We start from the raw sequence: 11,031 nt of genomic DNA on the forward strand, positions 1-11,031 counted from the left end.
GACCGAGGGATATATCGAGCTGCGCAAATATATCGATATTGCCGGCCGGCCGGGCAAGGATCATCTCTTCCTCGTCAACGGCAAGGAGATGACGCATATCGACTGCAGCGATGAGAAGCTCGACTATTTCGAGGCGTTCGCCGCCGACGTGCGCGACCGCTCCGAAACCGCAATGACGCAGAACCATGTCTATGAGGTCTGCCGCCTCTCGCTCGAGGCACAGACGAAGGCCGCCAGGCTCGGCGGACGGTAAGGAGGAGAATATATGACGAAGAAATTGCGTGTCGGCGTCGTCGGTGCGGGCATCGCCGCCCGTCACCTGATCGGCTACGACTGGAACAAAGACCTTTTCGAAGTCCCCGTACTTTGCTCTCTGGACGAAGATCGCGGCCGCGAACTCTGCGCCAAGCACGGCATTGCGCAATATACCCAGAATGTCGAAGAGCTTTTCGCGCGTGACGATCTCGACATCATCGACGTGTCGACGCCGCCGGATTCGCATTTTGCCCTGTGCAAGAAGGCGATCGAAAGCGGCAAGCATGTGATCTGCGAAAAGCCGCTCTTCGGCTCCATCGCCGACGTCGACGAGATGAGCCGCATCGTCGCCCGCTCCGGCAAGAAGCTGATGCCGATCTTCCAGTACCGCTATGGAAGCGGCCTGCAGAAACTGAAACTGCTTATCGAGCGCGGCCTCACCGGCCGGCCGTTCATGACGACGATCGAGACCCATTGGTGGCGCGGCCCCGCCTATTACGAGGTTCCGTGGCGCGGCAAATGGGCGACGGAGCTTGGCGGTGGCCTGCTCGGCCATGCGATCCACGCGCATGATATGCTGAATTACGTCCACGGCGCCTGCGCCGAGGTCTTTGCCTATGGCGCCACGCTCCTCAACAGGATCGAGGTCGAGGATACGATGGCGCTTGCCGTGAAAATGCAGAACGGCTCGCTCGCCACGCTGTCGATGACGCTCGGCTCGCGCAAGGAAATCTCAAGGCTGCGTTTCTGCTTCAGCGATCTCGTCGCCGAAAGCATTCTGGAGCCCTACACGATGGGCCGCGACCCCTGGACCTTCACCGCCGGTACGGAGGAACATCAGAAGGCGGTGGATGACGTGCTAGCCGGCTACCAGCCGAAGGAAGATGGCTATACGCGCCAGTTCGAGCTGTTCCATCAAGCGCTTATGGAAGACAGGGATCCGCCGGTCACGCTGCAGGACGCACGCAACTCGCTCGAACTGGTGACGGCTGCTTATTATTCGCAGCGCACCGGCCGGCCGACGCCGATGCCCATTGCGGCGGACCATCCGCTGTATCGTTCCTGGCTTCCTGAAGAGGAGCAGCGCCTGGCCGCCAACGCCTGATAGAATAGGCCATCGCAAAGTCGCGTCGCTCGAGCGGGCGGCGCAGACAAGGAGAGAGTGAATGGAGTTCGCCGCACAAGGCTTCCGAGTTCAGGGTGAACAGCGTCTGTACCAGATCGTTGCCCGACGCATCGCCCGCATGATCGAGGCGAACGCCGCAAATCCGGAGTGGCGCATGCCCTCCGAGCGGGAGTTGGCGGAGGAGCTCCAGGTCAGCCGGCCCGTCGTGCGCGAGGCCGTCATTGCGCTTGAGATGCGCGGTATCGTCGAGGTCAAGGGCCGGGCGGGCATCGTGGTGCTGCCGGCAAGAAACGTCCCGAGCAATTTCGACAAGATCAGCGCCGATATCGGCCCAGGTCCGTTCGAGCTGCTGGAGGCGCGGCTCGCGGTCGAGTCGAGCGCGGCCGCCATGGCTGCGGAACGGGCGACGAATTACGATATCCTCGTGCTCGAAGAATGCATTGCCCAGATGGAGCAGGAGACCAATGTCATGCTGCTCAAGGAAAAGGGCGACCGCGACTTCCACATGACGATCGCGCGGATGACCGGCAATGCCATTATCGTCTCGATTGTCGAGGCTCTCTGGGCGCAGAGGGACGAATCCGTGATGTGGCGCAAACTGCACGAACATATTCACGCACCGAGCGTGCGCCCGCTGTGGATCGGCGACCATCACGCCGTCCTGACTGCTCTTCGCCTGCGCAACCCGGACGCCGCCTACAAGGCCATGGCCCGACATATACGCAATGTGAGCAACGAGTTGATGGACGCATACGAGCGCGGCCGGTTTTCTCCGGACATTATGCAGCTCGACGAAAAGAAGGGCCTCTGAAAATGCTGAAAGCCTTCGAGCACATTGGCATGACGGTCAGCGATATGGACCGTGCCATCGAATTCTACTGCACGCTTCTCGGCCTGCGCCTGCACTTGCGCAAGACCGGGTCCGATGGCTCCGATATCGCCTTCCTCGATGCCGGTGGCGCGATGCTGGAAATCTTCGCGCCCGTCGGCGGTGCCGCGCGGGCCGTCGACGTCCCGGAAGGTGCTGCCGGGCTCAGGCATCTGACGTTCCTGTTCGAGAATATCGACGAGACCTTCGCAACGCTGAAGAGGGCCGGCGTCGAGCTCAAGGAGCCGCCGCGCCTCGCCATCAATCGCGAGATACTGCACAAGGTAGCGTTCGTACGCGATCCCGACGGCATCCTCATCGAACTTGCCGAGCGAGCGAACTGAAGCGCTCATCACCGGCAGAAAAGAGGAAGGCGTGCCGCCCGCCGGGGCGGCTTTGCCAACCTCGGCTGTCCGCTGAAGGGTGACTACCGCCAGTCGCGATTCCAGCGATCGTGGCGTCTGTATTCGCGCCAGCCGTAATGCGGACGGTCCCAACCGTAGCCGCGATGCCAACCGTAATAGCGCGGTGGCGGGGGTGCCCACCGATTGGGCCGGCAGAAGCCGCGGGGGCTCAGGTGATAACCGCGGCCACATGCAAAATCGACCGTTACGACGTTCGAGGCTGCCGGCACCGCAATGTTGCCGACAGGTGCTGCATTCGCGGCTCCAGCGGTTATTCCGGCTGCGAGGAGGGCCGCGGTGACTAGAAGTTTTCGCATGTTCGTTTCTCCGATTGCCGGGGGATTTAGCACCTGCCCCGCTGAACCGGCGCTGAAAACGCCGTTCACCTGAGATACAGCTTCATCTGCTAGTCGCGCGCTTTCTGCCGAACAAATCAAACCGGACGGCTCCGGCGCGCGCCTTGGCCCGGGCGGAGGCATCAGAACGTCATGCGTGCGCTAAGCTCGATGCTTCGCCCGACAGCCGGCAGTTCCCCGAATGTCGGCCTGTAGTCCTTGTCCAGGATATTGTTGACCTGCACGGAGAAGCTGAGCCGCTCATCTTCGCCATGACTGCCGCCAAAGGCAAAATTCAGCGTGCCCCAACCCGGCAGTTCGTCGGTAACGATGCCGCTGCCGCTCAGATAGGTTTGTTTTGTGGCAACAGATCCGCGCATGAACAGATCGGCCCAGAACGGCATATCCTGCCACTCGCCTTCATATTTGACGCCAATGCGGCCGGACAGGGCGGGCGTGTCGCTGTCGTAGGTGGAGAAACTCGAATATTCCAGCTTTCGGCGAATCCAGGTGCCGCTCACATAGGGCGAAAAACCCGTTCCAGCCAGATCGTATTCGGCCAGGAACTCCAGCCCGAACGTGGAGGCGCTGTCGGCATTGACGTAGATGGATGACGGCGAAGACGACGTCCCGGTTGTCAGGCAATAGGTTGTGACGGTTACGCACCGCGTCGTGGTGATATAGTCCTTCGCCCGGGAGTAGAAGGCAGCGGCATCGAAGGTCAAACCACCGTCCTCATAGCGGGCGCCGACTTCGAAGTTGCGGGCAAATTCCGGACCGAGATCGGGGTTGCCATATGTCGTTCCCTGCCCGCCGGCGGTCGTGGAACTGAACAGCTGCAACAGGGTTGGGGTTATGTAACCTTCCGAATAGCTGGCGCGCAGTGTGGTCGTCTCAAGGGCCGCCCAGCTCAGCCCCAGGGAGGAGAGCAGCTGGGTATCGTTCGTCCCCTTGAAATCTGCCCGGTCCGCCACCGTCGTCTCATCCAGTCCTGTCCGGGTGTGATAGAGCCTCAGGCCGGACGTCAGCTTGAGGTTGTCCGTCAGGCCCCATTCGTCCTGCCCATAGAGGGAAAAAGTATCGATATGCGCCTTGTCTCGTGAGAAAGAGGAGGTCGTGACGGGGAAGGGTGCAAAGCCCGTCATCGTTGTTCTTGTGGTTTTTCGGGTCGTGAGATTGTCGGACAGGTATTGAGCGCCGACGATCGTGCGATGCCCGTCCCAAAGATCGAGATCGATTTGCGCATTCGCGCCGTAGTCGATGATACGATCGTCGGATGTCGATACGACCCCGACGGTTCGATTGGGGCCAGCCGTCGTCAGAACGTCATTTTCAAACAGCCGGTCGATGGTCTGGTAGTAGAGATCGACGTGAATCTTGCGCACGGTTTCGTTGATGTCGTCGCCGTCGTAGAAGAGGCCAACCTTGCGTCTGTCGCGTTTGGGAAGGTCGATCTTGAATTTCTGAATGGAGTCGGACAGTTCCCCCGGCCAGCCCTCACTTTCCAGATGATATTGCTCGAGTTTCAGCGCAAGATAATGGTTGTCGTCTTCACCGAACCGATAGCCAAGGTGCGCGTAAAGGTTCCGGTCGTTGAAGGATGTATCATCCAATTCGCCGGTCGATGAATATGTGCCCTTCGGCACGACGCGGTTGCCGTGGCGATCCACGGTGCCCGAGAGCCGGTAGTCGAAGCCGGCCTTGCTGCCGGAAATTGCCGCCCAGCTCTGCCATCCCTTCGAGCCGGTATAGTAGCTGCCGCCGGTCTCGAGCTGCACCGGTTTGTTCGCTCCCTTCTTGGTAATGATATTGACGACGCCGCCAATGGCCTTGGCGCCATACAATACGGAGGAGGGGCCGCGCACGATCTCGATGCGTTCGACGGTTGCCGGGTCGACAAGCAAAGGCGTCCCGTAGGTGCTGTGGTCGGTAATCTCCTGGCCGTCGACAAGTATCGTCACTCGCCGGGAGCTTTCGCCGCGAATACGCAGCCGCTTCATGCCGGCAACGGAATCGTCGGCGATTTCCACGCCCGGCACGTCGCGGAGCATTTCGGCAAGGCCCTCCGGGGCCTGGCGCTCGATATCCTCGCTGTCGATAACCGTGACCGACCGGGGATTGTCGCGAACGGCGAGTTCCGTGCGCGTGCCTGCGATCGTGATCGTATCCAGCCAGGTCGTCGTCCCTTCCTGCGCGAAGGCGGAACGCGGGCTTGCCGGAGCAACCGACACCAGCAATGCGGCAGCCAGAAAACGGCGCAAACCAGCGCCCGCGGGGAGTGATCCCCGCGCCCCCAAGACTCTCATCAATATTTCTCCGTTTTAGATTGTGCCCGCGGACCGCGACGGTTTTCCCCTCTCGGCGCGGCGACGTGGTCAGTTGCCGGTCGTTTTCGGACCTTGAGTTGAAAGCGTGCAATAGTGCCGGAGGCCGTGCTGCGGCGATTGCCGGGGCAACGCGTCACGGCAGGCCTCGGGGCTTTCCATTTCCCTCACATCGGCCCGGTCAGCCTGGAGGCTGACCAGATAGCTGAAACGAGGCGCATCCCCTGGCGGAGCGTGGTCGAAGTCGTCGAACTGCGCCTCGCCGCGGAAACACCCTGCCTCCTTCACCTCGATCTTACCGTTGCGAAGGATCGGCTCGATGCGCTGAAGGCGTGTCTGGCACTCGTCCCGCGTATCGATGTTGACGAAACTCGAGGAAATATCGCCGCCGGGGAGCACGGTCAGGATGATCATGACAATGGCTGTCTGCATGCTGTTTCCTCAGGCCAGAATCGGGAAGGGCCGCACGGCACGCACGCAGGTCATGCGCCCGGCATCGACCGCCGCCAATGCCTGCCCGATCGTGGCTGGATCGCGCAGCGCGCGGGAAACCAGATCGGCGACATCCTGCCGGTGAATGAAACCATGGATTTCGGGATCGTCGGAAAGTATGCCCCTGCCGGTCGCCGGTTCGGACAACAGCCCGCCTGGTCGGATGATCGTCCATGGCATGCCGGATGTGCGCAGCCTCTCCTCTGCCCTGGTCTTGGCATCGACCACCGCTCCGAAGGCGGCAATCGCCCGGTCGGAGCGGAATGGCGCCATCTCTCCGCAGCCGATGGAAGTGACAAGGACAAACCGGCTGACGCGACCTGTCCTTTCCGCTTCGGCAATGACATTGACATTGCCCTCGTCATCGGCGCGTCGGCCATCTGCCGACTGTCCGCCGAGGGTCGAGACGACATCGCATTCTTCCCGCACATGTTCAAACACATGTGCGATATCCGCAGCTTTCAGCGCATCGCCGCGCAAGACGATCGCCCCTGCCGTTCCTATCCCTCCGGCATCGGATTGCTCGCGAACCAGGGCGAAAACCGTCCTGCCGCAGGAGCGCTCCTGTCGCGCAAGTTCCAGTCCGACGCCCTTGCTCGCGCCAAAAATCAGCAACGGCCGCATGTCAGGCATTTCCGGCGGTGTTTGCAGACAGGGCGGCCAGTCTTTCGAAACGTTCCACCTGGTCGCTTTTGAGCGCGCGCTTTTCGTCGCGCCCGACGTAGATCTTGAAAATGGTCTCGCCATCCGCGTTGAAGAACTGCACCGAAAGCGTCTTCATGCCCATGAACGGACGGCGGACAAGAAAGATGGCCTTGCAGTTTTCCGGGCGCAGGTGCCCTGAAAGGCCCGACCTTCCTCCCTGAAGATTGTACATGCCATGCCCGATCTTGCCTTCCGGCAGCGGGCCGCAGAATTCCACGATGGCATCCTTCGAATGGCAAATGAAGGTAATATCGCCCCATTGCGCAATATCGGTCAGAACTGCGACGAAATGCTGCCCGTCAATGCGCGTGAGACCATCGGCGGGCAGGCATTCGACAACGGTTTGCACCGGCACGTGATATTCGGTCGCCAGGGCTTCGAGAATTCCATCCGGCTTGGCCGCGATGGCTTGCCGGATGAGTTCGACTTTCTCGGAAATTGGGAGCTGCTGCATCAGAATTGTTTCCTTTCATACGGGGTGCCGCTCATGCCGCGTCCTGCGACGGATGCAGCCTGTCGTTCAAAATGCTCTGGAAAGCGGAGATAAGGTTGCCGTACCAGAAGCGTCCGGCCACGGTGAGTTCGACGATGCCGTCCGCTACGGTGAGAAGCCCGGCCTTCTGCCATTGACCGAGAAGGGGGCTGAATATGAGGCTGATCTCCTGGCCCGTGATCGCATCCAGGGACCGCAGATCCAGGCGGCCGACTTCAAAACCTGCCGTGACCGCGTCGCGGGCCTGCTGCAGCGAATCCGATACGGTCAGCATGGCTATCGGCTTGCCGCCGGCGCGGACCTGTTCGCCATATCGCTCCAATTCGCCGGTCAGCCCGTAGCTGTAGGCGCCCAGGGTGCCTCCGGCGCCGGCGCCATAGGCCAGGCAGTCCGCGCCCTCCTTGATCAGCAGATTATAGAGGTTCCTCTCACGCGTGGTTCGGCCCCAATGGTTGTTGGAGAGGCGACGCCAGTTCTTCCGCTGCATCAGCTTGTCACCGGCAAGATAGAAATCTCCGAGCTGCCGCAGCTCGGAGGCATCGGAAAACTTGCCCGCTGCCAGCGCCGTAAAAAGCGGCGTGCCCGGAATGACGTTCAACCCGTAGAGATCGATGCCGTCGGCACCGAGGGCCGTGGCCGTTTCCAGATCCTGCTGCCATATATCAAGCGTTTGGCCGGGCAGGCCGTAAATCAGGTCGATCACCACGGCCGCACGGTCGCGACCGCCCAGATTTTCCAGAAATGTTATGGCTTCCTGTCGTGAGGAGCGCCGCCCCTGACGGCGGCGCACATCGGTGTCGAAACTCTGGACACCGATGGAGAACCGGTTTGCCCCGGCCTCCAGGCAGGCGTCGATCTTTTCAGGATCGAAATGGATGATGCGGCCTTCTACGGTGATCTCGCAATCGGCAGCGAGCGGCAGCCTCGTCTTTATGGCACATAGGAGGCGGAACAGTTCGTCGGCGCGGAGCGCCGTCGGAGTGCCGCCGCCGATATAGACGGCATGAACCGGCCGTTCACGGACCGCTGCGGCCGAGGCTTCCTTCTCAATCTCTCCGATGATGAGATCGACATAGCTGGCGCCCGCATCGGGCACATAAGCATTGCGATAGAACCCGCAAAAGAGGCAATGGTTGGCGCAGAACGGCACATGTACATAGACCAGCCGCTTTTTGGGCAGGGCGTCCTGAGTGAGCAACAGCGACCAGCGTGACTGTATTTCGTCATCCGGCACGCGTTGTCTGCCCCGAAACGGCATGACGGCGCTGCGACGCGAAAAGGCGTCACGCAGGGAAGACTGACTGTTTTCGTTCGCGAAGTAACGCGCAATTTCCGTCTGCAATGCCATCCGAAATCGGCACTCCCATGCCTGTTCCCTGTGGCTGCGGACGCTAGAACAAACAAAACATGACTTATTTGCTCCACATCAAACATAACTTGATTCTTGTAGTCATGTTTTAAATCGAGATGTAAGGGATGCAATCACTGATTGCGACTATCAATGGTCAGGAGAAGGGTCGGCTCAGGGGAGCAGGCTTCGCGTCCGATCGATTCTCAATGAAGGCCTTGCAGCCGGTTCCGCCGCTCGCTCAGCAGTTCATGCTGAACCAGGTCTCGCGCTTCGCGGGAGAGGCCGTCCGGCCCGGACAGCCCGAGTTCGACCAACCTCGCTTCGATTGCCTTGGGAACGCTATCCGCTTCGTGCTGGCACAGCCGCACAAGCCACTTCCATTCGTCGCTTGTCATATCCCTTCGCGCGACCATCAACTGCCTCCCACCCAAGGACAACAATATTTCCAAGACTACCACAGTTCTTGCCGAAAGGCAGCAATGTCAGCCATGCTCTTCCAACCGGGAACGACATGTCCCGCGGAACCGCGCCTGATCCGGATCATGGCGGATTCCCTAGCAAACCGCTCGGCAAGCGTGTGCCGAGGTCCTGAATCCGGGCGGCGGAGGGGGCAGGCGATGAGGCGGCTGCAACCTATCCTTGACTCTGATAGCATGCTATCCGACAGTGCTACCTGTTAAATTCATGGGGATTCGATGGGCCTCACGAAAGGCTTCACGATTGTCGGCAGGGCTGCCATTGCCGCTATCGTGGCAATGTTCCTTGCGCTCTCGCTCGTCTTGGGCTTCTGGCTGCATTCGAGCTACATATCCGCCGCCAGGCGTGGAGAGGATCAGGTCACGGCCACCGCCAAGATCGTTGCCGCCAACGCGATCTGGATCAATTCCCTGGCGCGCCAGACCCTGCACCGCATGGACGATGCCTTCGGAACGGCGGAGACCTTGCCGAGCGGGGAGCGCATTCGAAGGTTCAACGCCGCGACAGCGGAACTGCCGACCACGGCGACCGCCTATGTGGTCGCGGCGGACGGTACGCTGCTCTATTCGACCGACCGAGAAAGCAGCCCCGCCGACATTGTCGACCAGACCTATTTTCGTCGCCTGGCCAATGGCGCAGAGGACCATACGTCGGCAATGACCGTCATGCGCAACACGGATCGTCATGTCTTCCTCTCGGCTGCGCGCATCGAGCGGAACGACAGGTTCGAAGCGGTCGCGATCCTGGCATTCGACGTCGGGATGCTGCGGTCGATCTGGGACGCTGCCTCGCTCGGGCCGGGCTCGACGGTGAGTTTCCTGAGACGTGACGGAAAGCTGATCGCCGCATATCCCGAGCCGAAGGAGGTCGTCGATCTCGGCAACAATGTCCTGTTTACCGACTATATGCGCAAGGCGACGTCGGGTTCCTATATGTCTGCCTCCCCGCTCGACCATGTCGAGCGACTGGTCGCATATCGCATCGTGGAGCGGACGCCGTTCGTCGCTCTCGCATCGGCCGACACCGCGGCCATCCTGGAGCCCTTCTGGACCGATGTGTCGATTGCCGCGCTGATCGTTCTTCTGGCGCTTTGCGCGGCCGTGTTCGGCGGCTTGAAGATATTGAGACTTGCGCGTGCGGACGCGCGCCATACCGCTGAACTTGCGGAGGCGCTGCGAACCAATCAGGTGCTGATGCGGGAAATTCATCACCGGGTGAAAAACAATCTGCAGACCGTGATGGCGCTCATCCGGCTGCAGGGCCTGCGGCCGGAGACGGTCCAGAGGGTGAACGAGCGGATCGTCGCCATGTCGGCGGTGCATGAACAGATGTACGGCTTCGATCAGTTCAGCAGCGTGACCGCACGACAGTTCGTGCCAAGCCTGGTCCGCACGCTGGTCGGACTGCATGACCGCGACATCGGGCTGACTTTCGAGATCGACGATATCAGGATCGATGCGGACAAGGCCACGCCATTCGCGTTGCTGTTGAACGAGCTTCTGACCAACAGCATGAAATACGCCTTTGTCGACCGCGCCGACGGACATATCCGTATCAGGCTGCTCAAGCATCCCGGCGGCAAGGTATTGCTCGAAGTGGCCGATGACGGTGTCGGATATGAGCCGGTTGCAACAGAAACCGGCATGGGAAGCAGGCTGATCAAATCCTTCGTCGGCCAGATGGATGGAACCTATGGTACCGAGCGGGCGCAGGGCACCGTCTTCACCGCCCTGTTGTCCATTGCTGCACGATGATGCCCTTGTCTCGGCGCGCGGGCTCGGTGCGGCGCATCGGCAGCGGCGGTCAACGCGCCTGATCTGCGACTCACGTCCACGGATCGCAGGTCTACGGTGACCCGGAGGACGGTGGCGCGGTTCCTGCCGGGGCGGCCGGACGGTCGAAACATATCCATTCGCAATTCGACTTGCGATACCGGCGCTGCGGCCGCCGCTTATCTTTAGGGGGAAAGCTCCGTCTCTTCGCAGCTTGGCATTGCAAGTTTCCTGCTCTGGATTATTTGATAGGGCTCGAAGAACACACCCGGAGTGTCCGTTGAACAAAACCCGGCCAGCGCTCCTTCTCATCATGGCGTCGCTTATTCCGGTCATCATACTGGCGGCGCTGATGGGAAGGTTCTTTATCAAGGAGCAGCAAGCCGCTCTCGACGACGACATTCGCGGGCGGGCGGCGACACTGGCGGC

At 60.8% G+C, this 11,031-nt stretch carries 11 protein-coding genes and 1 pseudogene; 5 read left to right on the plus strand and 7 right to left on the minus strand.

Going from position 1 to position 11,031, the window contains the following annotated elements; all coding sequences use genetic code 11:
- The 4 genes and pseudogenes from ACFPWW_RS12905 to ACFPWW_RS12920 form a co-directional block, all read left to right on the plus strand.
- Positions 1–253 (plus strand): annotated as a pseudogene (locus ACFPWW_RS12905) (gfo/Idh/MocA family oxidoreductase); the annotation flags it as partial.
- A 12-nt stretch (positions 254–265) separates the two neighbouring features.
- A complete protein-coding gene (locus ACFPWW_RS12910) occupies positions 266–1,360 on the plus strand; it encodes a Gfo/Idh/MocA family protein (RefSeq protein ID WP_112569065.1) in 1,095 nt (364 codons plus the stop codon).
- Between the two features lie 61 nt (positions 1,361–1,421).
- Positions 1,422–2,192, plus strand: a complete 771-nt coding sequence (locus tag ACFPWW_RS12915; protein ID WP_112569066.1) for a FadR/GntR family transcriptional regulator — start codon at positions 1,422–1,424, stop codon at positions 2,190–2,192.
- A gap of 2 nt (positions 2,193–2,194) precedes the next feature.
- Positions 2,195–2,593 carry a VOC family protein gene (locus ACFPWW_RS12920; protein ID WP_377311932.1) on the plus strand — a complete coding sequence of 133 codons (399 nt, stop codon included), beginning with the start codon at positions 2,195–2,197 and terminating at the stop codon, positions 2,591–2,593.
- Between the two features lie 83 nt (positions 2,594–2,676).
- Here the strand turns inward: ACFPWW_RS12920 and ACFPWW_RS12925 are convergent, their stop codons facing one another.
- The 7 genes from ACFPWW_RS12925 to ACFPWW_RS12955 all read right to left on the minus strand — a co-directional run bounded on the left by ACFPWW_RS12925 (position 2,677) and on the right by ACFPWW_RS12955 (position 8,766).
- The gene (locus ACFPWW_RS12925; protein ID WP_112704391.1) at positions 2,677–2,970 is read right to left on the minus strand and encodes a GCG_CRPN prefix-to-repeats domain-containing protein; all 294 of its coding nucleotides are present in this window, start codon (positions 2,968–2,970) and stop codon (positions 2,677–2,679) included.
- A 161-nt stretch (positions 2,971–3,131) separates the two neighbouring features.
- A complete protein-coding gene (locus tag ACFPWW_RS12930) occupies positions 3,132–5,249 on the minus strand; it encodes a TonB-dependent receptor plug domain-containing protein (RefSeq protein WP_377311934.1) in 2,118 nt (705 codons plus the stop codon).
- 114 nt (positions 5,250–5,363) lie between these two features.
- Positions 5,364–5,744: a hypothetical protein gene (locus ACFPWW_RS12935; protein ID WP_377311935.1), complete on the minus strand. Its 381-nt coding sequence runs from the start codon at positions 5,742–5,744 to the stop codon at positions 5,364–5,366.
- 9 nt (positions 5,745–5,753) lie between these two features.
- Positions 5,754–6,428, minus strand: coding sequence for an SDR family oxidoreductase (locus ACFPWW_RS12940; protein ID WP_377311937.1), 675 nt, complete (start codon positions 6,426–6,428; stop codon positions 5,754–5,756).
- A gap of 1 nt (position 6,429) precedes the next feature.
- Entirely contained in the window at positions 6,430–6,963 is a 534-nt protein-coding gene (gene hutX / locus ACFPWW_RS12945) for a heme utilization cystosolic carrier protein HutX (protein ID WP_377311938.1), read from the minus strand.
- 31 nt (positions 6,964–6,994) lie between these two features.
- Positions 6,995–8,350, minus strand: coding sequence for a heme anaerobic degradation radical SAM methyltransferase ChuW/HutW (hutW, locus tag ACFPWW_RS12950; protein ID WP_377311940.1), 1,356 nt, complete (start codon positions 8,348–8,350; stop codon positions 6,995–6,997).
- Between the two features lie 206 nt (positions 8,351–8,556).
- Positions 8,557–8,766, minus strand: a complete 210-nt coding sequence (locus tag ACFPWW_RS12955; RefSeq protein ID WP_112569150.1) for a hypothetical protein — start codon at positions 8,764–8,766, stop codon at positions 8,557–8,559.
- 282 nt (positions 8,767–9,048) lie between these two features.
- Between ACFPWW_RS12955 and ACFPWW_RS12960 the strand changes: the two genes are divergently transcribed.
- Complete coding sequence (locus ACFPWW_RS12960; RefSeq protein ID WP_377311942.1) at positions 9,049–10,584, plus strand: sensor histidine kinase; 1,536 nt, start codon at positions 9,049–9,051, stop codon at positions 10,582–10,584.
- Positions 10,585–11,031: the final 447 nt, after the last annotated feature.

It is taken from the genome of Rhizobium sp. GCM10022189 (assembly GCF_042656325.1).
GTDB lineage: Bacteria > Pseudomonadota > Alphaproteobacteria > Rhizobiales > Rhizobiaceae > Rhizobium.

Bases quoted from the DNA above. Each gene is read 5' to 3' on its own strand.
- ACFPWW_RS12935 (WP_377311935.1), bottom strand. From the start codon at position 5,744: ATGCAGACAGCCATTGTCATGATCATCCTGACCGTGCTCCCCGGCGGC.
- hutX (WP_377311938.1), bottom strand. From the start codon at position 6,963: ATGCAGCAGCTCCCAATTTCCGAGAAAGTCGAACTCATCCGGCAAGCC.
- ACFPWW_RS12960 (WP_377311942.1), top strand. From the start codon at position 9,049: ATGGGCCTCACGAAAGGCTTCACGATTGTCGGCAGGGCTGCCATTGCC.
- ACFPWW_RS12955 (WP_112569150.1), bottom strand. From the start codon at position 8,766: ATGGTCGCGCGAAGGGATATGACAAGCGACGAATGGAAGTGGCTTGTG.
- ACFPWW_RS12915 (WP_112569066.1), top strand. From the start codon at position 1,422: ATGGAGTTCGCCGCACAAGGCTTCCGAGTTCAGGGTGAACAGCGTCTG.
- ACFPWW_RS12920 (WP_377311932.1), top strand. From the start codon at position 2,195: ATGCTGAAAGCCTTCGAGCACATTGGCATGACGGTCAGCGATATGGAC.
- ACFPWW_RS12925 (WP_112704391.1), bottom strand. From the start codon at position 2,970: ATGCGAAAACTTCTAGTCACCGCGGCCCTCCTCGCAGCCGGAATAACC.
- ACFPWW_RS12910 (WP_112569065.1), top strand. From the start codon at position 266: ATGACGAAGAAATTGCGTGTCGGCGTCGTCGGTGCGGGCATCGCCGCC.
- ACFPWW_RS12940 (WP_377311937.1), bottom strand. From the start codon at position 6,428: ATGCGGCCGTTGCTGATTTTTGGCGCGAGCAAGGGCGTCGGACTGGAA.
- hutW (WP_377311940.1), bottom strand. From the start codon at position 8,350: ATGGCATTGCAGACGGAAATTGCGCGTTACTTCGCGAACGAAAACAGT.